This window comes from Streptomyces sp. NPDC047974 (assembly GCF_040653375.1).
Lineage (GTDB): Bacteria > Actinomycetota > Actinomycetes > Streptomycetales > Streptomycetaceae > Streptomyces.
This window is the reverse complement of the sequence record NZ_JBEZNU010000012.1, coordinates 129,641-148,085: the sequence shown is the minus strand read 5'-3', so window position 1 is coordinate 148,085 and position 18,445 is coordinate 129,641. Positions and strand designations below refer to the sequence as shown.

Annotated in this window: 25 protein-coding genes; 12 read left to right on the top strand and 13 right to left on the bottom strand. The window is 73.8% G+C overall.

Annotated features, from left to right (window positions below):
• Positions 1 to 78: 78 nt before the first annotated feature.
• Both AB0E19_RS19115 and rarD read left to right on the top strand, forming a co-directional pair.
• The gene (locus AB0E19_RS19115; RefSeq protein ID WP_362181103.1) at positions 79 to 966 is read left to right on the top strand and encodes an NmrA family NAD(P)-binding protein; all 888 of its coding nucleotides are present in this window, start codon (positions 79 to 81) and stop codon (positions 964 to 966) included.
• Between the two features lie 75 nt (positions 967 to 1,041).
• Positions 1,042 to 2,097, top strand: a complete 1,056-nt coding sequence (gene rarD, locus AB0E19_RS19110; RefSeq protein WP_362181100.1) for an EamA family transporter RarD — start codon at positions 1,042 to 1,044, stop codon at positions 2,095 to 2,097.
• 150 nt (positions 2,098 to 2,247) lie between these two features.
• On the opposite strand, the gene AB0E19_RS19105 is transcribed toward rarD, so the two are convergent.
• Positions 2,248 to 3,636: an MFS transporter gene (locus AB0E19_RS19105; RefSeq protein WP_362181097.1), complete on the bottom strand. Its 1,389-nt coding sequence runs from the start codon at positions 3,634 to 3,636 to the stop codon at positions 2,248 to 2,250.
• Between the two features lie 100 nt (positions 3,637 to 3,736).
• Between AB0E19_RS19105 and AB0E19_RS19100 the strand changes: the two genes are divergently transcribed.
• Positions 3,737 to 4,201, top strand: coding sequence for a helix-turn-helix domain-containing protein (locus AB0E19_RS19100; RefSeq protein WP_362181094.1), 465 nt, complete (start codon positions 3,737 to 3,739; stop codon positions 4,199 to 4,201).
• Positions 4,202 to 4,229: 28 nt separating this feature from the next.
• Positions 4,230 to 4,697, top strand: a complete 468-nt coding sequence (locus AB0E19_RS19095) for a VOC family protein (protein WP_362181091.1) — start codon at positions 4,230 to 4,232, stop codon at positions 4,695 to 4,697.
• A gap of 52 nt (positions 4,698 to 4,749) precedes the next feature.
• Here AB0E19_RS19095 and AB0E19_RS19090 read toward each other — a convergent pair whose 3' ends face one another.
• The 3 genes from AB0E19_RS19090 to AB0E19_RS19080 all read right to left on the bottom strand — a co-directional run bounded on the left by AB0E19_RS19090 (position 4,750) and on the right by AB0E19_RS19080 (position 6,848).
• Entirely contained in the window at positions 4,750 to 5,235 is a 486-nt protein-coding gene (locus AB0E19_RS19090) for a DUF1203 domain-containing protein (protein ID WP_362181088.1), read from the bottom strand.
• Positions 5,236 to 5,302: 67 nt separating this feature from the next.
• Positions 5,303 to 5,686, bottom strand: coding sequence for a VOC family protein (locus AB0E19_RS19085; RefSeq protein ID WP_362181085.1), 384 nt, complete (start codon positions 5,684 to 5,686; stop codon positions 5,303 to 5,305).
• A 58-nt stretch (positions 5,687 to 5,744) separates the two neighbouring features.
• On the bottom strand, positions 5,745 to 6,848 hold the full coding sequence (locus AB0E19_RS19080; protein WP_362181082.1) for a hypothetical protein: 1,104 nt from the start codon (positions 6,846 to 6,848) through the stop codon (positions 5,745 to 5,747).
• Between the two features lie 82 nt (positions 6,849 to 6,930).
• Between AB0E19_RS19080 and AB0E19_RS19075 the strand changes: the two genes are divergently transcribed.
• Positions 6,931 to 7,353: a hypothetical protein gene (locus AB0E19_RS19075; protein ID WP_362181080.1), complete on the top strand. Its 423-nt coding sequence runs from the start codon at positions 6,931 to 6,933 to the stop codon at positions 7,351 to 7,353.
• Between the two features lie 39 nt (positions 7,354 to 7,392).
• Here AB0E19_RS19075 and AB0E19_RS19070 read toward each other — a convergent pair whose 3' ends face one another.
• Complete coding sequence (locus AB0E19_RS19070; protein WP_362181077.1) at positions 7,393 to 8,097, bottom strand: alpha/beta hydrolase; 705 nt, start codon at positions 8,095 to 8,097, stop codon at positions 7,393 to 7,395.
• Positions 8,098 to 8,177: 80 nt separating this feature from the next.
• Entirely contained in the window at positions 8,178 to 8,732 is a 555-nt protein-coding gene (locus tag AB0E19_RS19065; protein ID WP_362181074.1) for a YdeI/OmpD-associated family protein, read from the bottom strand.
• A 107-nt stretch (positions 8,733 to 8,839) separates the two neighbouring features.
• On the opposite strand from AB0E19_RS19065, the gene AB0E19_RS19060 reads away from it, so the two are divergent.
• Positions 8,840 to 9,388 (top strand): VOC family protein, encoded by a 549-nt coding sequence (locus tag AB0E19_RS19060; protein WP_362181071.1) that lies wholly within the window; start codon positions 8,840 to 8,842, stop codon positions 9,386 to 9,388.
• Entirely contained in the window at positions 9,375 to 10,244 is an 870-nt protein-coding gene (locus AB0E19_RS19055; protein WP_362181068.1) for a MerR family transcriptional regulator, read from the top strand. Before AB0E19_RS19060 ends, AB0E19_RS19055 begins: the two co-directional genes overlap by 14 nt.
• Before the next feature lie 16 nt (positions 10,245 to 10,260).
• Here the strand turns inward: AB0E19_RS19055 and AB0E19_RS19050 are convergent, their stop codons facing one another.
• Positions 10,261 to 10,473, bottom strand: coding sequence for a hypothetical protein (locus AB0E19_RS19050; protein WP_362181065.1), 213 nt, complete (start codon positions 10,471 to 10,473; stop codon positions 10,261 to 10,263).
• Positions 10,474 to 10,835: 362 nt separating this feature from the next.
• Here AB0E19_RS19050 and AB0E19_RS19045 point away from each other — a divergent pair, with 362 nt between their 5' ends.
• Positions 10,836 to 11,042 (top strand): cold-shock protein, encoded by a 207-nt coding sequence (locus AB0E19_RS19045; protein ID WP_362181062.1) that lies wholly within the window; start codon positions 10,836 to 10,838, stop codon positions 11,040 to 11,042.
• 116 nt (positions 11,043 to 11,158) lie between these two features.
• Positions 11,159 to 11,866, top strand: a complete 708-nt coding sequence (locus AB0E19_RS19040; RefSeq protein ID WP_362181059.1) for an SDR family oxidoreductase — start codon at positions 11,159 to 11,161, stop codon at positions 11,864 to 11,866.
• A gap of 108 nt (positions 11,867 to 11,974) precedes the next feature.
• Here AB0E19_RS19040 and AB0E19_RS19035 read toward each other — a convergent pair whose 3' ends face one another.
• The 3 genes from AB0E19_RS19035 to AB0E19_RS19025 all read right to left on the bottom strand — a co-directional run bounded on the left by AB0E19_RS19035 (position 11,975) and on the right by AB0E19_RS19025 (position 13,625).
• Positions 11,975 to 12,331 carry a hypothetical protein gene (locus AB0E19_RS19035; protein WP_362181056.1) on the bottom strand — a complete coding sequence of 119 codons (357 nt, stop codon included), beginning with the start codon at positions 12,329 to 12,331 and terminating at the stop codon, positions 11,975 to 11,977.
• A gap of 239 nt (positions 12,332 to 12,570) precedes the next feature.
• Positions 12,571 to 12,756 carry a DUF397 domain-containing protein gene (locus AB0E19_RS19030; RefSeq protein WP_362181053.1) on the bottom strand — a complete coding sequence of 62 codons (186 nt, stop codon included), beginning with the start codon at positions 12,754 to 12,756 and terminating at the stop codon, positions 12,571 to 12,573.
• Positions 12,753 to 13,625 carry a helix-turn-helix transcriptional regulator gene (locus AB0E19_RS19025; protein WP_362181050.1) on the bottom strand — a complete coding sequence of 291 codons (873 nt, stop codon included), beginning with the start codon at positions 13,623 to 13,625 and terminating at the stop codon, positions 12,753 to 12,755. Before AB0E19_RS19025 ends, AB0E19_RS19030 begins: the two co-directional genes overlap by 4 nt.
• 122 nt (positions 13,626 to 13,747) lie before the next feature.
• On the opposite strand from AB0E19_RS19025, the gene AB0E19_RS19020 reads away from it, so the two are divergent.
• Both AB0E19_RS19020 and AB0E19_RS19015 read left to right on the top strand, forming a co-directional pair.
• Positions 13,748 to 14,158, top strand: a complete 411-nt coding sequence (locus tag AB0E19_RS19020; protein ID WP_362181047.1) for an ATP-binding protein — start codon at positions 13,748 to 13,750, stop codon at positions 14,156 to 14,158.
• A gap of 263 nt (positions 14,159 to 14,421) precedes the next feature.
• Positions 14,422 to 15,234 carry a helix-turn-helix domain-containing protein gene (locus AB0E19_RS19015; RefSeq protein ID WP_362181044.1) on the top strand — a complete coding sequence of 271 codons (813 nt, stop codon included), beginning with the start codon at positions 14,422 to 14,424 and terminating at the stop codon, positions 15,232 to 15,234.
• Positions 15,235 to 15,251: 17 nt separating this feature from the next.
• Here AB0E19_RS19015 and AB0E19_RS19010 read toward each other — a convergent pair whose 3' ends face one another.
• Positions 15,252 to 15,578: a DUF6234 family protein gene (locus tag AB0E19_RS19010; RefSeq protein WP_362181041.1), complete on the bottom strand. Its 327-nt coding sequence runs from the start codon at positions 15,576 to 15,578 to the stop codon at positions 15,252 to 15,254.
• Between the two features lie 12 nt (positions 15,579 to 15,590).
• Positions 15,591 to 16,043 carry a hypothetical protein gene (locus tag AB0E19_RS19005; protein WP_362181038.1) on the bottom strand — a complete coding sequence of 151 codons (453 nt, stop codon included), beginning with the start codon at positions 16,041 to 16,043 and terminating at the stop codon, positions 15,591 to 15,593.
• A 76-nt stretch (positions 16,044 to 16,119) separates the two neighbouring features.
• On the opposite strand from AB0E19_RS19005, the gene AB0E19_RS19000 reads away from it, so the two are divergent.
• Positions 16,120 to 17,085: a HEAT repeat domain-containing protein gene (locus AB0E19_RS19000; protein ID WP_362181035.1), complete on the top strand. Its 966-nt coding sequence runs from the start codon at positions 16,120 to 16,122 to the stop codon at positions 17,083 to 17,085.
• 28 nt (positions 17,086 to 17,113) lie between these two features.
• Here AB0E19_RS19000 and AB0E19_RS18995 read toward each other — a convergent pair whose 3' ends face one another.
• On the bottom strand, positions 17,114 to 18,424 hold the full coding sequence (locus AB0E19_RS18995) for a hypothetical protein (RefSeq protein WP_362181032.1): 1,311 nt from the start codon (positions 18,422 to 18,424) through the stop codon (positions 17,114 to 17,116).
• Positions 18,425 to 18,445 lie beyond the last annotated feature (21 nt).

Below are 18,445 nucleotides of genomic sequence, written 5' to 3'. Positions count from 1 at the left end.
TGGGTACTTTCGATTGGTTAGTGCCCGACGTACGGTGAGTGTGTTCGCCCCCTCCGATCACCCCCCGAAGGAATCCCCATGCGCATCGTCGTCACCGGAGCCACCGGACAGCTCGGCCGTCTCGTCGTCGACGCCCTCCTCGCCGACCCGGCCGTCCCCGCCGGGGCCGTCGCCGCCGTCGTGCGGAACAAGGAGAAGGCCGCCGACCTCGCGGACCGCGGCGTCGAGCTGCGGATCGCGGACTACGGCCGGCCGGAGACGCTGGCCGGGGCCTTCGAGGCGGGCGACCGGGTGCTGCTGATCTCCGGCAGCGAGGTCGGACAGCGGGTGCCGCAGCACGCCGCCGTGATCGACGCGGCCAAGGCGGCGGGCGTGGCCCAGCTCGCGTACACCGGAGTCCTGGGCGGCCCGGAGGCCGACTTCGACCTGGCGGCGGAGCACAAGGAGACGGAGGAGCTGATCCTCGCCTCCGGCCTGCCGTACACGTTCCTGCGGAACGGCTGGTACAGCGAGAACTACACCGCCAACCTCGCCCCGGTCCTCGCCCACGGCGCCGTCGTCGCCAACGCGGGCGAGGGCCGGGTCGCCTCCGCCACCCGCGCCGACTACGCGGCCGCCGCGGCGGCCGTGCTGACCGGGCCGGCCGAGGAGCACGCGCGGCACCTGAACCGCGCGTACGAGCTGAGCGGCGACGAGGCCTGGTCGCTCGCCGAGTACGCGGCGGAGATCGCCGCCCGCAGCGGGCGGCCGGTCGCGTACACGAACGTGCCGGCCGAGACCCACCTGGAGATCCTGACCGGCGCCGGGGTCCCGGACTTCTTCGCGGCGATCCTCGTCGACGTGGACGCGGCGATCGAGCGCGGCGCGCTGGCCGTCCGGACCGGCGACCTGGCGCGGCTGATCGGCCGCCCGACCACCCCGATCGGCACGACGGTCGCCGAGGCGCTCAAGGTCATGACCGTATAGCGGTACACACATGACAGCCTGCCCTGTGCGGCGCTACCGTCTTCGGGACAGCGCGGCGCAGGGCGGGAGGCATTCATGGGCGGCGGAAGAACGACGGTCACCGGGACCGGCGGCGGGACCGGTGGCACGACCGTGGAGACGGGCGGCGCGGGCGGCGCGGGCGGCGAGAACCGCGCCGGCCTCGTGTACGGCGTCACCGCGTACGCGATCTGGGGCCTGGTCCCGCTCTACTGGCCCCTGCTCAAGCCCGCGAGCCCGGGCGAGATCCTGGCCCACCGGATGGTGTGGTCCTTCGCCTTCGTCGGACTCGCCCTGCTGACGCTGCGCCGCTGGGGCTGGATGAAGGAGCTGCTCGCCAACCCGCGCAAGCTCGGCCTGCTGACGATCGCCGCGACCGTCATCACCGTGAACTGGGGCCTGTACATCTGGTCGGTCAACAACGGCCACGTCGTCGAGGCCTCGCTCGGCTACTTCATCAACCCCCTCGTGACGATCGCGCTCGGCGTCCTCGTCCTGAAGGAACGGCTCCGCCCGGCGCAGTGGGCGGCCGTCGGCATCGGCTTCGCCGCCGTCCTCGTCCTGGCGATCGGCTACGGCCGCCCGCCGTGGATCTCCCTCGTCCTCGCCTTCTCCTTCGCCGTCTACGGCCTGCTGAAGAAGCAGGTGAACATCGGCGGCCTGGAGTCCCTGGCGGCCGAGACCGCCGTGCTCTTCCTGCCCGCCCTCGGCTACCTGGTCTTCCTCGGCTCGCGCTCCGAGCTGGCCTTCGGCACGGAGGGCGCCGGCCACATGGCGCTCCTCGCGTCGACCGGCGTCGTCACCGCGATCCCGCTGGTCTGCTTCGGCGCGGCGGCCATCCGGCTCCCCCTCTCCACGCTCGGCCTGCTGCAGTACCTGGCCCCGACCTTCCAGTTCCTCCTCGGCGTCGCGTACTTCCACGAGGCCATGCCGCCCGAGCGCTGGGCCGGCTTCTCCCTGGTCTGGCTGGCCCTGACGCTCCTCACCTGGGACGCCCTCCGCACCGCCCGCCGCAGCCGCGCGGCCGTCGTCCGCGCCGCGGAGTCGGCGGCGGAGCGGCTGGCGGAGGAGGCGGCGACGGCCGCGGCCCCCGTACGCGAGCCCCGCGCCTGACCCGCACGCACCCCGCACACCCCGCACACCCCGCACACCTCGCACACCTCGCACACCTCGTACGCCTCACACCGAAGGCCCCGCCCGATGCTCCGGGCGGGGCCTTCCCCCGTACGCGCGCACCTCGTGCGTACGCACACGGGTCCGGGCTCAGACCAGCACCTCCCCCGCGGGCTCGGCCGGCACGCGGCGGCGGTCGCGGAGGCCGGCGACGGCGACCAGCGCGCCCACCGCGGCCATCGCCACCGGCACGGCGAGCGCCGCGCGGAAGCCGGCGAGGCCGCCGCCGGTGAGGCCGTACACGGCCGTCACGGCGGAGATGCCGACCGCCGAACCGAACTGGGTCGCGGTGGTCAGCAGCCCGCCCGCGAGCCCCTGCTCGTCCTCCGCCACGCCGTCCGTGCCGGCGATGGTCAGCGGCCCGTACGCGAGGGAGAAGGCGAGGCCGGTGAGGAGGAGGGTCGGGAACATCGCGGCGTACGACCAGTCGGGGCCGACCGGAAGGAAGAGCACGTACGCGGCGAGGGCGGCGAGGAAGCCGCCGAGGATCACCTTGGCGTTGCCGTAGCGGGCCACCAGGCGCGGGGTCAGGGTCGGGGCGAGGACCGCGTCGACGCCCATGACGAGCAGGGCGAGGGCGGTGTGCAGCGAGGACCAGCCGCGCAGCTCCTGGAGGTAGAGGGTGGCGACGAACTGGAAGCCGAAGAAGGCGCCGACGAAGAGCAGCGCGCCGAGGTCGGCCCGGAGCACGGACGGCGTGCGCAGCAGCCCGAGCCGGACGAGCGGGACGGCGGCCCGGCGTTCGACGCGGACGAAGACGGCGGCGAGCGCGAGCCCGGCGGCGAACACGGCGAGGGTGAGCGCCCAGCCGTCGAGCCCGTGCTCCAGGCGGACGACGCCGTACGCGAGGAGCAGCATCGTCCCGGCGGCGGCGAGCGCCCCGGCGAGGTCGAAGCCGCCGCGCCGCGGGGCCGGCGACCGCTCGTCCTCCGGGACGAGGCGGACGGCGGCGGCCAGCAGGACGGCGGCGAAGAGGACGGGGGCGATGAAGACCCAGCGCCAGCCGAACTGGGTGAGCAGGCCGCCGGTGACGAGACCGAGCGAGAAGCCGCCGGCGGCGACCCCGGCGAAGACCAGCAGGGCCTTGTCGCGCTGCGGGCCCTCCGGGTAGGAGGTGGTGATGATCGAGAGGGCCGCCGGGGTCATGAAGGCGGCGGCGACACCGGTGGCGAGGCGGGCGAGGACGAGCGTCGGGCCGTCGTCGGCGAGGGCGCCGAGGCCGGAGAAGAGCAGGAAGACGGTGAGCCAGCCGAGGAACATCCGCCGTCTGCCGAGGAGGTCGGCGGCGCGGCCGCCGAGCAGGGTGAAGCCGGCGTAGCCGAGGACGTAGGCGGACATGACCCAGGCGGCGGTGGCGGTGGTGAGGCCGAGGTCGGCGCGGATGGCGGGGACGGCGACGGCGAGCATCGCGACGTCGATGCCTTCGAGGAAGACGGCCCCGCTGAGGACGAGGAGCAGGCCCCAGGCACGTAACGACACAACTGCCTCCATGGAAAAGGGGGTTGGGTGGGGGTGGTTACCGCTCCGAGGGTCGGTTCCCTCTTGTAACCACCTCGATCCTGGGGGAGGATCGGGAGGCATGGAAGAAGGCACTTCGAAGTCACCCGGTACCTCCGGAGTAACCATCACGGCCCCCACCGCCTCACGCGGCTGCCACCCCGACGGCGCCGGGGAGGCGGACCCCTTCCAGTGGGACACCCGCGAGGACTGCGAGGTCCGCCAGATCCTGGACCGGATCGCCGACAAGTGGTCGCTGCTCGTCATCGCGCTCCTGGAGAACCGGGTCGTCCGCTTCTCGCAGCTCCGGCGCGAGATCGACGGCGTCAGCCAGCGCATGCTGACCGTCACGCTGCGGCAGCTGGAGCGCGACGGCCTGGTCCGGCGCACGGTCCACCCGACGGTGCCGCCCCGCGTCGATTACGAGCTCACGCCGCTCGGCGCCACGCTGCACACGACGATCCGCGCCCTGGTCACCTGGACGGAGCGCCACCAGAGCGAGATCGCGACGGCCCGGGCCCACTACGACGCCCGGACGACGGCCTAGCGTCGGTGGTGCGCGGTATACGTGGGGGATGGAACCGCTGCACTGGAAAGTCGTGATCGACGCCCGTGACCCGCACGCCCAGGCCGCCTTCTGGGCCGCCGCCCTCGGCTACGTCGAGGAGGACCACAGCGCGCTCGTGGGAAAGCTGCTCGCCGCCGGAGCCGTACCGCCCGAGGCGACCCTGACCGTGCGTCCCGGCACGCCGGAGGAGCGGCTCGGGTGGCACGACCTGGCCGCCGTGCGGCACCCGGACGACCCGCTGTCGGAGGAGAACGGCGCCGGTCTCGGCCGCCGCATCCTCTTCCAGCGGGTCCCGGAGGAGAAGACGGTGAAGAACCGCCTCCACCTCGACGTGCACGCCGGCCCCGGCACCCGCGACGCCCAGGTGGAGCGCCTGGTCGCGCTCGGCGCGGCCGTGCAGCGGCGGGTGGCGGAGCAGGGCGGCTCGTGGGTGGTGATGACCGACCCCGAGGGCAACGAGTTCTGCGTGCAGTGACGCGGGCGGTGACGCGTGCAGTGACGCGGGCGGTGACGCGGGCGGGACCGGCTTACGGGCGCCGCACCTCGAAGTGGAAGCAGCCGTACTCCACCGCCCTCACGTGCACCAGCGCGACCGCCGGATCCGCGAAGGCCTCGTCGAACGCCTCGTCGAGGCCGGGGAGTTCGACGAGGCGCCCGCCGAGGATGCGGCCGTCCGCCCCGTACCGGCGCACCGTCCGCAGCGCGCCCGGCCGCGCGAAGGGGTACGCCTCCCCCGCTCCCTCGTAGCCCCCGCACTCCTCCGCGTGGACGAACACCGGCCCCACCTCGTCGTACGCACCGGGCGCGGCCCCCGTGGCGGCCGCCCACCGCCGCAGCGGGGCGTACGCGACGAGGGCGAGGCGCTCGCCGGGGCGGGCGGCGCGCAGGCAGCAGCGGAGCGGTTCGCCGCCCTCCTCCGCCGCGTACGGGAGGCAGGGGCGCCCGGCGTCGTCGACGGACCGGAGCGCGGCGAGGGCGGCGGGCTCGACGGCCCGCGGGGTGTAGAGGCTCATGCGCCCACCCTCACCCCCGCCGCCCGCCTGCCGCTGGCGGCATTCGGACGCGGAGGCCGGAGCGGATTCAGACCGGTTCGATGCGCCGGCGCAGGAGGCAGAAGACGTTGCCCTCCGGGTCCTCCAGGACGTGCCAGTTCTCCTCGCCCGTCTGCCCGACGTCCGCCGGCTTCGCGCCGAGCGCGAGCAGCCGCTCCAGTTCGGCGTCCTGGTCGCGGTCGGTGGGGTTGACGTCGATGTGGAGGCGGAGCTTCTCGGCGCGGGGCGCGCTGTTCGGGCTCAGGACGATCGTCGGCTGCGGTCCGCCGAAGCCGGCTCCGGGCGGCCCGATCTCGATGCTCCCGTCGTCCTCCCGGCCGATCTCGACGTACCCGAGGACCTCGCTCCAGAACACGGCGAGCCGTTCGGGGTCGGCGCATTCGAGGATCAACTCACTGATGCGGCATGCCATGCGACCCAGCGTACGACCCGGCCGGGCCGCGAGCCCGGCCCGACCCGGAAGAGACGGCCTAGAGGCGCCGCACGACCGCCGCCTCCGCCCGTTCCACGGACGCGCGGCCGTGGGCGTGGACGAGCGCGAGGTGGAAGAGGGCGGGCGCGAGCGGGGCCCAGCGGTGGCGCCGCTCCGGGGAGAGGAGGTGGCGGACCACGTCGGCCGTGCGGAACGGCACGTACTCCATGGCGGTGTGCTCCCAGCGGTCCGCGACGCCCCGGCTCGTACGGGCCCGCAGCTCCTCGCCCGTCAGGCCGGTCAGCCGCGCCGTGAAGTGGGCGCTCCACATCCGGCTCTCGACGTCGAGCACGAACGCGAGCAGCGTGAGCGTGAACTCGTGGGGCTCCAGTGCGAGTTCCTCGCGCATGCCGCGCCGGGCGACCGCGTGCAGGTCGGGCGCGTGACGGCCGGAGGAGTCGAGGTTCCGGGAGAGGCCCTCGTTCACGGAGGAGTTCCACAGCCCGGGCGCCATCCTGACCCGGTCGCCGCGCCGGCTGATCACCAGCAGGTCGTCGGCGGTGACGACGGCGATGTTCACGCCGAAGCTGCACTGGAGGAAGGCGGGCGCGGCCAGCGGCGCCTCGGGCTCCAGCCAGCGCCCGCGCGGCGTCGAACCGTCGGGCAGCCGCCGGTCGAGCTGCTGGGCGGCGAGGAAGGTGTAGTAGTCGGTGGGCCGCAGCCGCAGATGCACCTCGGGGGACTCGTCGAGGGGCGTGCGGGCCACGTCGACGGACTCGACCGCGTACCGCTCGCCGTTCCAGACCGGCTGCCGCTCGCCGGCCGCGGCGACCCGCGCCTCCTCCGCCTCGATCTCCGCCCGCCAGGGCGCCAGTTCGGCGGGCAGCTCGACCGGGTCGTCGAGCACCTGCACATGGACGGACTCGGGCGCGATCGGACGCTCCCCGTCGCCCTCCACGACCAGCGCGGGGGTGTGCAGCGGACCGAGCGAGAACGTCCCCCACGCGCCGCCCTGTTCGGGCCGGTACGTGAGACTCCGCACCTTCCCGGCCGCGCGCCGCCGCGCCTTGAACCACAGCTCCTGCGCCGACTGCTGGAACAGGGTCGCGAAGACGACGCCGAGGACGGCGCCGAGGATTCCGTTGCCGAGGTCTATGTCCACACACGCAGCCTAGGTTGTCGTACCCGCGCCCTACGCTTCACGTCGAACGCGGGACCGGGGAAGAGGGACACGGAGGCGGGTCATGGGTGGCAGCTGCTGGTGGCAGACGGGGCCGTACGACGCCGACCTGGCGGTCGCCTTCCGGCGGGCGCAGGACGAGGAGCTGGCGAAGGGCGAGCACGACGACACGGGCCGCACGATCACGGAGCTGTGGGAGAGCGAGGACTGGCTGGAGTACATCCTGACCGGCGGCACCTGCACCGTCCTGGACCAGGTCCACACGGTCGCCCCCGACTTCACCGAATGGGGGCCCTTCATGCGCCCGTTGACGCCGGAGGAGGTCCGCGCCTGGTGCCCCGGCGGCCGCCCCACCCGCGAGCAGTGGAAGGCCGCCCTGGCCGCCGACCGCGAGCTCTACCCCGCCCGCGCCCAGGGCAACTGCACGGTCCTCTACGAGGACGGGGAGCCGTCGGAGATCGGGTACTGGGGCGTGTCGGCGGACTGAGGCGGCAGCCGGGCCCCTTCCTCCCCCGGGGGGCCGGGTTCAGCCGGCGTCCACCAGGCCGCCGCCGAACTCCGCCAGGACACGGGCCAGTTCGCGCGGCCGGGTGGTCATCGGCCAGTGGCCCGCGTCCATGTCGACGTAGGTGAGGCGGCGGGCGCGGGCGAGCTCCGGGCCCTCGCCCGCGGCGATCCACTCCCGCGCCTGGGCGGGGGTGAACTCGGGGCAGACGACGGCGGTGGGCACGTCGAAGCGGCGCTCGTCGGCGAGGCGTACGACACCCTTGGCGACCCCCTCGGGCACGGGCACGGCGGCGGCCTTCGCCGCGAACCGGGCCAGTGCCGGCTCGTCGAAGTCGGCCGTGTCCGGACCCTCGAAGGGGCCCCAGCCGGGGAAGGCCATGACACCGTCGACGATCGGGAAGACGTCGGCGTACGCCCGCCCGTCGACGGCCGGGAAGCCGCCGACCAGCGCGACCCCGCCGACCCTGTCCGGCCGCGCGTCGGCGGCCAGCCAGGCCAGGGTGGTCGCCGCCGAGTGCCCCACGACCAGCGGCTTCCCCTCCGCCGCGTCGACCGCGGCGACCACCGCGGCCCGCTGGTCCGCGAGCGTCGCGGACGTGTCGCCGTCGCCCTGTCCGGGCAGGGCCACCGGCACGGCCCGGTGGCCGAGGGCGGCGAGTTCGGGGACGACGTCGTCCCAGGCGGACGCGTCGAGCCACAGTCCGCCGACGAGCAGGATGTCCACGGTGATGCTCCTGGTGCAGAGGCCGGTTCCGACGCCCGGAACGTTACGCGCCCCCTCCGACAACCGGCCGGCGCCGGGCGTCACGGGTGCGGCTTCTCCCCCTTCGCCAGCATCGCCACGTACTTCTCGATCCGGCGCGTCCGGGTCTCGGCCCGCTTGGCGTCCTGGATCCGGTACAGGACGGCGAAGCGGTTCTGGCGGTCGAGCGTCTCGAAGAAGGCCGCGGCGGCCGGTTCGGCGGCGAGGGCGGCGGCGAGGTCCTCCGGCACGGTGGCGGCCCTGGGGCTGTCGTACGCCGCCTCCCAGCGGCCGTCCGCCTTCGCGCGGTCGATCTCGGCCTGCCCGGACGGAGACATCCGGCCCTGCTCGATCAGGGCGGTCGCCTTGTCGCGGTTGATCTTGGACCACTTGCTGGTCCGCGTTCGCGGGGTGAACCGCTGGAGCCACCACTCCTCGTCGAACTTCGCCTTCTGCCCGTCGATCCAGCCGTAGCAGAGCGCCACGTCGAGCGCCTGGGCGTAGTCCAGGGCGACGACTCCGGGCGCCTTCTTGCGGATCTTGAGCCAGATGCCGGGCCGGAGGGAGTGGTGCTCGGCGAGCCACGCCTCGAACGCCTCGGCCGATGCGAACGTCATGGTCTCCAGGTCCTGAGTCACTCCGGCAGCCAACCACACCGACGGGGTCGGCGCCGGTAGGTCCCGGACTTGACCCTCACGCAACGTGAGGCCGAAGGGTGGGGCCCATGAGCGACTACTACGACGCCTTCGAGGTCAGCCCCGTGCCCGCCCCCGGCCCCGACGCCGTGCCGCCGGAGCCCTTCCACGGCATCTACGGCATGCCGGCCTTCGTCACCGTCCCCACCGCCGACCTGGCCGCCTCCCTGGACTTCTGGACCCGTGGCCTCGGCTTCTTCGAGCTGTTCTCGGTCCCCGGCACCCTGGTGCACCTGCGCCGCTGGGCGTTCCAGGACGTCCTGCTCGTCGCGGCGGACTCCGTCCCCGCCGAGGCCCCGGCGATGAGCGTGAGCTTCGCCTGCGTGCTCGGCCAGATCGACGGGATCGTCGACGCCTGCCGGGCGGTCCGCCCCGGCTCCGTCTCGGCCGACAGCCCCCGGGACACCTTCTGGAACACCCGCGACGTCGAGGTGATCACCCCGGAGAACGCCCGGATCGTCCTCACGGCCGCGAAGCCGTACGACCCGGCGAGCCAGGAGGCGCGGAACCTCGCCGGGATCGGCATCTCCGGCCCGAGCTCCCGCCCCGACGAGAATGAGGAGCATGCCCGACCCTGACACAGGCACAGACATGCACCCCGCCCTCGGCGCCGGCCCCGGCCCCGGCCCCGGTCTCGACGAGACGGACACCGCCGGCCTCACCGTCGGCCAGGTCTCCGCGCGCCTCGGCGTCACCGTCCGCGCGCTGCACCACTGGGACGAGATCGGCCTGGCCCGGCCCTCGCTGCGTACGGGCGCCGGGTACCGGCTCTACACCGCCGCCGATCTCGAACGCCTGCACCGCGTCGTCGTCTACCGCGAGATCGGCCTCGGCCTGGACCGGATCCAGGCCGTCCTGGACGACTCCGGCACCGACGTCCCGGCCGCCCTGCGCGCCCAGCGCGCCCAGGTCGCGGAGCGCGTCGAGCGGCTCCAGCGGCTCGGCGCCGGCCTGGACCGGATGATCGAGGCCCACGAGCGCGGTCTGCTGCTGACCGTCGAGCAGCAGGCCGCGATCTTCGGCCCGGACTGGGACCCGGAGGGACCGGTGAAGGCCCGGCAGTGGTACGGGGACACGACCCAGTGGCGCCAGTACGCCGAGCGTTCGGCGGCCCGCACCCCGGAGGAGTGGCAGGCCGTCCACGACGCGGTGGCCGCCCTGGACCGCGATCTCGCGGCGGCGATGGACGCGGGCGTCGCGCCGGGCAGCCCGGCGGCGGACGCCCTCGTCGACCGCCACCGCGCCGTCTTCGCCGCCTACTTCCCCCTGACGAGGCAGATGCAGGTCTGCCTCGCCCGCACGTACGCGTCGGATCCGGGCTTCGCCGCGCACTACGACGGCATCCGCCCGGGCCTCGCGGAGTGGTTCCGCACGGTCGTGGACGCGAGCGCCCGCGCCCACGGCGTCGACCCGGACACGGCCGTGTGGGAGTAGGGGTACGGCTCCGGGATCAGAACTCGTAGTCCCGGCCGACTCCTCCCAGGCGATGCCGCGCAGCCGGGGTCGGCGTCCTCGCCCGCCGGGACCCGCGGCCGTCCTGGAACCAGACGGCGACGAGGGAGGACCCGTCCATGGCCGGGTCGAGCGGCGCGGAGTCGAAGAAGCCGGCGCACGGCACGGCGGGCAGCACCTCGGCCCTGCCGCCCGCGAGCGCGGCCCCCACGCCCTCACGGACTTGTCGCGCGGCAGCTCCACGCCCTTCCCGAACGCCGACGGAGGATCGAATCTCTCCCCCCCTTCCCCCCGCCACCCTCCGGTGCGGCGCCGCCGCCGGAGGAGCATCCGGCGCCCCCGGCCGGCACGACCACCGCGGCCGACGCCGCCCTCATGGCGCCCTCATGGCGCCCCGTCGCCCAACTCGCGTGATTCTCCTCCCCGTTCACCGTCGCGCCGTCGGCAGCTCAAAGACCCCCGCGACGGGCGGTCCGCGCGCCCGGGGAGGTGTAAGCGCTCCGGGAGATGGGGAGACACGCTCCGTCCGCGGTGATCGGCACGGCGGACGCGACCGCGAGAAGGAGCGTCGGGATGCCGCAGCAGGGGACCGTGAAGTGGTTCAACGCGGAGAAGGGGTTCGGCTTCATCGCGACGGACGGCGGAGGCCCGGACGTGTTCGTCCACTACTCCGCGATCCAGTCCGACGGCTACCGGTCCCTGGACGAGAACCAGCGCGTCGAGTTCGAGGTGACCCAGGGCAGCAAGGGCCCGCAGGCGGACTCGGTCCGCCCCCTCTGACCTCCCGGGTAGGCCCAAGGACTCACCCCGTCTCCGTCCCGGGTCCGATCTCCCCGCCCCGCACGACGGCATAGCGTGCTGCCCGACGGCGGATCGTCCGCCGAAGGGGAGAGCGCATGGGCACGGCCGCACCGGTATCGCTGGTCACGGGAGGCAACAGGGGCATCGGCCGCGAGACCGCGCGCCGGCTCGCCGGGCTCGGTCACACCGTCCTGCTGTCCGCGCGCCGTCCGGAGGACGCCGCGCGGGCCGTCGCCGACCTGGCCCCCGGAGCGGCCGGCACGCTCCTGCCGTGCCGGCTGGACGTGACCGACGCGGATGCGGTCCACGCTCTCGCGCGGCGCGTGGAGCGGGAGTTCGGGCGCCTCGACGTCCTCAACAACAACGCGGCCGTCAATTACGACACGGCCCGACGGGCCGTCTCCGTCGACCTCGACGAGGTCCGCCGGACCCTGGAGACCAACCTCTTCGGCGTCTGGCGGACCACGCAGGAGTTCCTGCCGCTGCTCCGCCGGTCACCCCACCCCCGCGTGGTGAACGTCTCCAGCGAGTCCGGCTCCCTGGCGGACATGACGGGCGGCACCCCCGCCTACGGGGTCTCGAAGGCCGCGCTCAACGCCCTGACCCGCAAGCTCGCCGACGAACTGCGCGCCGAGCGGATCCTGGTCAACGCCGTCTGCCCCGGCTGGATCGCCACCGACATGGGCGGCCCGGGCGGCGCCCCCGTCGACCAGGGCGCCACCGGCATCGTCTGGGCCGCCACCCTGCCCGACTCCGGCCCCACCGGCGGCTTCTTCCGCGACGGCGAGCCCCTGCGCTGGTAGGTACGCGGCAGTCGACGCCACCGGCGGCGCCTGGCAGGTGACTGCCCTGATCGACGGCGCCGTGAAAGAGCACCCGGTCACGTGCCCTGGTGGCCCAGCGAGAGGGCCTCAGGGCGCCGGGATGAAGGCGGGGTCGGCACCCAGCGCGGCGACGCCTTCCCGTACGGAACGGTCGAACCGTTTGATCTCCGCCACGAGTACGTCCCACGAGACGGGCGAAGTCCAGAAGTCAGGGTCCGGGTCGCACCCCACGCGCCATCCCTCATCGGAGCGCGCGATCCGGATCAGCCCCTCCTCCGCCTGCATCGAGTGGAGCACGAAGTCCCGACGGTCGGCGGCGGGGCTCCGGAGCCAGAGCGCGAGCTCGTACGCGAGCTCGGCCACGGGGAACATCCGCTCGGACCACACCTCCCGCCCCCGCTCCCAGATCGACAGATCCGCCTCCAGATCGAGCAGCAGAACCATCAGGGGAGCGTCCTGTGGGGTGTGACCGCGTCGCGGCATGTCCGAAACCGAGAAGTTCCGGCAGACGAACCGCACCGCCCGGCCCCCTCGCGTCCCGAGGCTCCCCTCTGCCCAGGCAGCCCGCATGCGGACAACCCTAGCGACCGCCGCGAGGCGCCCGAAGGGCGGCACGAGCCCTGAAAGCAGGGAGGCACGCGGGCCCCGGTCCTCGAACGCCTCCCCACCCCACAGGCGGCAGGCTAGCCGCGCTGCGTCTCCACGAAGCCGGCCCAGGCGGCGGGGGCGAAGGCGAGGCGCGGGCCCTCGGTGTTCTTGGAATCGCGGACGTGGACGGTGGCGGGGGTGGTGGCGACTTCGACGCACGTCTCGCCGCCACCGTTGCTGTAGCTGCTCTTGAACCAGTGCAGCTCGGGGTTGCCGATCATGTCTCTCCCAGCAGTTGCTCAATGAAGTCCCGTGACTCCGCCGGAGTGAGGGCCTGGCTGCGGATGATGCCGTAGCGCAGGTCCAGGAGCCTGAGGACCTTGGGGTCGGTCGTCGGGCGGCTGCCGTTGAGGTCCTCGGAGTGGCCGGCCGCCGAGCCGTCGGGGAACTTCAGGAGGTGGAGGCTCCCCGACAGGCCCGGATGCTGTGCGTTCGCCGTCGGCATCACCTGGATCTCGACATTCGGCAGGTCCGCGACCTCCAGGAGGTGCTCCAGTTGGCGGGCCATCACCGCCTTCCCTCCGACGGGGCGCCGCAGCGCCCACTCCTCCGCCACGAAGCTGAACTCCGGCGCCGGAAGCCGGTGCAGCACCCGCTGTCGGCCGATCCGGATGGCCACGTACCGCTCCAGCTCCTTCGGCTGGTACAGCGGGCGGAAGGTCCGCATGATCGCCCGCGCGTAGTCCTCGGTCTGGAGCAGGCCGTGCAGGCAGAAGATCGTGTACATGGAGAACTCGACCGCCTGGCCCTCCAGCCTCGAAAGGTTCCTCGGCTTCTTGGGGTACCGGACCGCCAGGACGTCCGGCTTCATGGCTGAGATGAGACCGTTCGCCCCGAGAGCCTCGTCCGCCTTGTCCAGGTACTCAGGACGCGGGATACGGGCTCCGCGCTCGACCTTGCGGACGATGTCCCCGCCATACCCGATCAGCCGCCCCAGCTCGACCGCCCGCAGCCCCTTCGCCTCCCGCCAGGCCCTGATCTGCCGCCCGATCATGACCACGATCGAGGCGCCCGAATCGTCACCGGGCGCCAGGTCCCAGGTCGGCCCTTCGGTCTTCGCGCCACCTCGCTCGACCGCGTTCGCGTCCACGCGCACCCGCCTCTCCGACACCCGGGACAAGCCGGGACAGCCCGGGACGGCCACCGGACAGTAACCGTACGTAAGGGCGTTTCTCGTGGGCAGCGTAGGCAGGCGCCGTCACGCTGGATCCCATGAACCGCGAAACCAGCCAACTCATGGCGAGTGCACGCCACTTCACCCTTCAGCTCTCCTCGACGCCCCGCGGGGCCCGGCTGGCGCGGCTGCTCGCCGTGGAGCAGCTGCGTTGCTGGGGGTTGGGTCCGGAGATCGAGGCGGCGGAGCAGGTCGTGGCCGAGTTGGCGAACAACGCGGTGACGCACGGGCACGTGCCGGGGCGGGACTTCCGGCTCAGGGTGATCGCCACGGGGTCGGCCCTCCGGATCGAGGTCACGGATACGCGGGGTGACCGCATGCCGGTCGCCGGGGCCGTCGGCGAGAACGGGCGGGGGCTGCTCGTCGTCGGGGCGCTGGCCCGGGAGTGGGGGGTACGGTCCGGGCCCGCGCCACAGAAGACCGTCTGGGCCGAACTTCCCTGGTCGTGAGGGGTCTCGCCGCGTCGCGGGCGGGCGCGTCGCGGTGGGGCGCGACGTAAAGGACAAAGCCCGGGGCAAGCCCCTTCCCAACCCCTCCAGCCTCCCCGTCGGAGCGCGTCACCCACTCGGGTGATCTGTGCCAACTGGGCTGGATTCGGGGCGGGTTGCCTGGCATATGCTCCAGCCATCACCTGTCGTGACATACGACGGCCCCCGGCTGGGACTCGCAATCCCGCCGAGGGCCTGACCAACTAGGAAGTAGACGCTTCCCGATGGCTTCCACGCACCCTAACGCGCGTCCGCACGCCCGTGGGCTCGTTCACCGCAACGTCCGGCTCACCACCCGGTACGTCGTCATCAGCAACGAGCTCGCCCAGCATCCGGATCTGACGGTCGCGGCGATCGGGCTCGCCGTCATCCTCCAGTCGCTGCCCGCCGGCGCGTCCGTCGGGATCAAGGCGCTGGCCGAGCGGACGAAGGGGCTGAGCGAGATGAGGATCGCGGCGGCCCTGCGGGAGCTGGAGGCGGCCGGGTTCCTCTCGCGCACCCGGGAGCGGCTGCCGGACGGGCGGTTCGTCCCGCGCACGATCTCGTACAACCGGCCGGGGGCTGACCGCGACGCCGTACGGGAGACCCCGGAGGTCCGGGAGGCCCCGGGGGCCGAGGAGCCCCACGAGGAACCTCCGGTTCCGAAAGGCCCTGCGCGGCGGCCCGCACCACCGCTCCCCGAGCGGCACCGCGACGCCGCCGCCCTCCTCGCCGGGCTCCGGGGGCGGGAGCCCCGGCTGCTGCTGTCGGAGCTGGACGTGCGGCGACTGGCGCCGGGGGTGACGGAGTGGCTGGAGCGCGGGGCGCATCCCGAGGCCGTGAGCCGGTCGCTCTGCGCGGCCCTCCCCGCCGACCTGGCGCATCCGGCGGGGCTCCTGGCGCACCGGCTGGCGACGCTCGTCCCGCCTCCCCTCCCCGTCGGCCCCGCCGCCGCTCCCGCCCCTGACCCCTTCCAGAACTGCGACGACTGCGACCGCGCCTTCCGCGCGCCGGAACCGGGGCGTTGCGTCGCCTGCCGGGCGTCGGCCGCCGCCTAGGCGCACCCACACGTCCGTCAGTAGGTCTCCACGAAGCACATGGCGACGGCGCAGCCGCCCAGGACGACGAGTTGCGTCACGCCGGAGAGCAGACGGCGGAAGGCCAGGAGCGGTCCGGCGATCACGACGGCGCCGACGGCGAGCAGCACGGTGAAGTCCCGCTTGGCTTCCGCCCGGACCGCCGGGTCGGGATGCTGCTGGCCGGTGTGGATGCCGACGTCCCACATGCCCGACCCGTAGAGCACGAAGAGAACGGGGAGGACGAGGAGTTCGCACAGGAACAGGGCGATCGCCGTCCCGTAGTCGGGTCCGCGCGACGTTTCGCCGGTGGTGGTCGTGGTCATGCCGGATACGACTCACACGCCCGCGTGCCGGTTGCGACGTCGGCGCACGCCCGCGAGGACTCCGGTGACGACGGCCGCCAGCAGGAACGCGAGGCCCGTGAAGATCACGGGGTTCACCCAGACGGGCACGAGCTCGGTCCCGGCGCCGTCCGCCGTGACGCACCGGGTGCTGAGCGGCAGGGTCCATCGGGTCACGATGTAGTCGCCCCGTGCCCCCTTCGACGCGCAGGTCTGGTCCGGGTCCAGGATGTAGGCCCCGGACAGCGCACCCCATGAATAGGCGGCGTACGCCATCGCGCCGCCCAGAACCGCCGCCAGGGCGCAGGTCGTGCCGCGGGGAAGGCGTCGGGCCAGGAGCGGCTGCCGCGTGCAGGCCCGCCAGGCGAGCGGCACGGCGGCGCACAGGACCACGCACGGCGCCAGTAACGGGCCGAAGGCCAGGGCCAGGAACAGGAATTCGTACATGCCTGCTCAGATACCGCGCGTTCGCATCCCGGTTCCGCCGATCCGCCCTGCCGGGGCGCCGCACTACCCTCGCCGCATGGCCACCTTCGTGCACCTGACGCCCGGCGCCCACGCGGCGGCGATCCGCCGGAGCGGGATCAAGGCCCGGGGAGAGCGGGGCGGGGTGTACCTCTTCCCCGTCGTCGCCTCGTACGCGCTGACGCACCAGTGGCTGCGGGAGCTGGCGCGGCGGCCGGGACCCCGGGGGATCGTGGCCGTGCAGGTGCGGCTGCCGGACGGGGAGCCGGTGGCGGTGGGGCGGTACGGGCGGAGCCAGGACGAGGTCACCGCGGCCGAAGCCGTGCGGCGGGTGCGGGAGTCGGGGGACGGGGCGCTCGGGTGGGAGGTGTTCCTGCCCCGGGCCGTCGCGCGGGACGAGGTGCGGCGGGTGCGGGCGGTGCGGCAGGTCGCCGGGTGGCGGTACTTCCCCGGCGCGCACGGGGTCGCGCCGTGCGTTTGCGCGGGGTGCGTGCAGCCCGGCACGTACGGGTCCCGGCGGCTGCGGGAGCGGCGGCCGCACCCGATGGACGGGCCCGCGCCCGCCTCGCGCGTGCTGCTCGCGCGGCTCGACCGGGCCGAGGCGCGGGCGGACACCGGCGCGCTGCGCGACACGCTCCGCTGGTACGGGCTCCGGCGGCGCGGTCCCGTGGAACGCCTCGCGCCGCTCGCCGCCCACCCGGACGCCGGCGTCCGGCGGGAGCTCGCGCGGGCGGTGGCCGGCTGGTCCACGCCCGGGGCGGATCCGCTGCTGGCCGCGCTGGCGGGGGACGCCGACGGCGAGGTGCGGGCGAGCGTCGCAGAGGCCGTGGCCTACCGGCGCACCGAGGCCGCCGGCGACCTCCTCGCCGTCCTCGGCCGCGACCCCTCCCCCGCCGTGCGCGAGGCCGCCGTCGAAGGACTCGTCGAGCGGGAGACCCCGGCCGCCGAGGCCCTGCTCGCGCTCCTCGCGGACGATCCCGACGCGTCCGTGCGCACGACCGTGGCCCTGCTCACGGAGGAGTGAGCAGGGCCGGGGCGGTCCGTGGCCGGGGTCAGCCGTTGACGATCTTGTCGTAGCGGAGGGCGACGTAACCGGAGGCGGCGTGGCCCGCGATGCTGCCGTCGTTGCCGCCGTCGAGGTAGTCCTGGCCGCGCATCATGTCGTCGTTCGGGTTGGACTCGTGGATGTAGGAGAACTTGCCCGCCGCCTTGTCGACCCACTTCTCGAAGAGGACGACGTGGCCGGACTGGGTGTTCAGCGCGTCGCCGGGCTGGAGGTCGGACTTGTTGATGACGGCGCTGACGCTCGGCAGGCTTCCGGTGTTGTAGCTCTCGTTCGCGTGCCAGGCCATGGAGACGAAGCCCGAGCAGTCGGTGCGGTACCGGTGAGCGCCCTCGGGGTCGGTGGCGGTCGTGCTCTGGCTGTAGGGGACGTCGCGGCTCAGCCAGTTCAGGGCGCGGCCGATGACCTCGCTGCGGGTGATCGTGCCGCCCTCGGTGGAGTCGGACGGCGGGGTCGACGGCGCCTGGTAGGTGCAGTCGCCGGCGAAGGCGGAGAGCAGGGTCTGCGTCCAGCCGCTCGCGTCGACCGGGTCCGTGGGGTGGTAGGCGATGTCGTCGCCCTTGCCGTCCGTCGGGTCGGCGTCGTGGTACCAGTACAGGCCGCCGTTCGTGCGGCCGTAGTAGAGGCCGCCGCCGGGCGAGACCAGGCTGTCGACCGCCGTCCAGCCGGAGGCCTTGAGGTCCGAACGCTCCCAGTCCCCGACGCCGTTGATCTGGTACGAGACGAGCTTGCCGTCGGTCGTGGTGGCCACGAGGACGTCGTCGCCGGCCGCCGCGAGGGTCTTGAGGACGAAGCCCTCGTCGATGACCACGTGCTGGGCGATGTGCTCCGGGCCGGCGGGCTTGGCCTGGGAGACGTTGTAGCGGTGGAGCTGGCCGGCGACCGTGCCGTAGAGGTGGCCCGCGCCGTCGTACGTCATCTTGTCGAAGGTCCAGCCGCCGTCCCAGATCTTGGTGACCCCGGCCAGGCCGAGGGAGGTGTTGTTGGTCTGGACGTCGACGCGGTACAGCGCGCCGGACGTGGACGTCACCAGGACCGTGTTGAAGTTCAGGGTGGCCATCGCCTTGGGCGTGAAGCCGAGGGCGGGGCCGATCAGCGTCTTCACCCGGTCGCCGGTGTTGGGCGATATCGCCGTGTACGTGAGGCGGCCGTCGGCGAGCGTGCCGTAGATCGAGACGTCTCCGCCGCAGACGGCGGCGGCCTGGGCGGGGGCGGCCGTGCCGAAGGTGACCAGGCCGAGGGTCGAGGCGGCGAGGGCGACGGAGGCGGCGAGACGGCGGGCGCGGGGCATCGAACGCATGGGGATCTCCTGATGCGAGGG

Bases quoted from the DNA above. Each gene is read 5' to 3' on its own strand.
- AB0E19_RS19065 (WP_362181074.1), bottom strand. From the start codon at position 8,732: ATGACGTTCGCATCGGCCGAGGCGTTCGAGGCGTGGCTCGCCGAGCAC.
- AB0E19_RS19005 (WP_362181038.1), bottom strand. From the start codon at position 16,043: ATGTACGAATTCCTGTTCCTGGCCCTGGCCTTCGGCCCGTTACTGGCG.
- AB0E19_RS19090 (WP_362181088.1), bottom strand. From the start codon at position 5,235: ATGAGCCTCTACACCCCGCGGGCCGTCGAGCCCGCCGCCCTCGCCGCG.
- AB0E19_RS19000 (WP_362181035.1), top strand. From the start codon at position 16,120: ATGGCCACCTTCGTGCACCTGACGCCCGGCGCCCACGCGGCGGCGATC.
- AB0E19_RS19060 (WP_362181071.1), top strand. From the start codon at position 8,840: ATGAGCGACTACTACGACGCCTTCGAGGTCAGCCCCGTGCCCGCCCCC.
- AB0E19_RS19010 (WP_362181041.1), bottom strand. From the start codon at position 15,578: ATGACCACGACCACCACCGGCGAAACGTCGCGCGGACCCGACTACGGG.
- AB0E19_RS19035 (WP_362181056.1), bottom strand. From the start codon at position 12,331: ATGGTTCTGCTGCTCGATCTGGAGGCGGATCTGTCGATCTGGGAGCGG.
- AB0E19_RS19100 (WP_362181094.1), top strand. From the start codon at position 3,737: ATGGAAGAAGGCACTTCGAAGTCACCCGGTACCTCCGGAGTAACCATC.
- AB0E19_RS19075 (WP_362181080.1), top strand. From the start codon at position 6,931: ATGGGTGGCAGCTGCTGGTGGCAGACGGGGCCGTACGACGCCGACCTG.
- AB0E19_RS19015 (WP_362181044.1), top strand. From the start codon at position 14,422: ATGGCTTCCACGCACCCTAACGCGCGTCCGCACGCCCGTGGGCTCGTT.
- AB0E19_RS18995 (WP_362181032.1), bottom strand. From the start codon at position 18,424: ATGCGTTCGATGCCCCGCGCCCGCCGTCTCGCCGCCTCCGTCGCCCTC.
- AB0E19_RS19045 (WP_362181062.1), top strand. From the start codon at position 10,836: ATGCCGCAGCAGGGGACCGTGAAGTGGTTCAACGCGGAGAAGGGGTTC.
- AB0E19_RS19020 (WP_362181047.1), top strand. From the start codon at position 13,748: ATGAACCGCGAAACCAGCCAACTCATGGCGAGTGCACGCCACTTCACC.
- AB0E19_RS19055 (WP_362181068.1), top strand. From the start codon at position 9,375: ATGCCCGACCCTGACACAGGCACAGACATGCACCCCGCCCTCGGCGCC.
- AB0E19_RS19030 (WP_362181053.1), bottom strand. From the start codon at position 12,756: ATGATCGGCAACCCCGAGCTGCACTGGTTCAAGAGCAGCTACAGCAAC.
- AB0E19_RS19115 (WP_362181103.1), top strand. From the start codon at position 79: ATGCGCATCGTCGTCACCGGAGCCACCGGACAGCTCGGCCGTCTCGTC.
- rarD (WP_362181100.1), top strand. From the start codon at position 1,042: ATGGGCGGCGGAAGAACGACGGTCACCGGGACCGGCGGCGGGACCGGT.
- AB0E19_RS19095 (WP_362181091.1), top strand. From the start codon at position 4,230: ATGGAACCGCTGCACTGGAAAGTCGTGATCGACGCCCGTGACCCGCAC.
- AB0E19_RS19040 (WP_362181059.1), top strand. From the start codon at position 11,159: ATGGGCACGGCCGCACCGGTATCGCTGGTCACGGGAGGCAACAGGGGC.
- AB0E19_RS19085 (WP_362181085.1), bottom strand. From the start codon at position 5,686: ATGGCATGCCGCATCAGTGAGTTGATCCTCGAATGCGCCGACCCCGAA.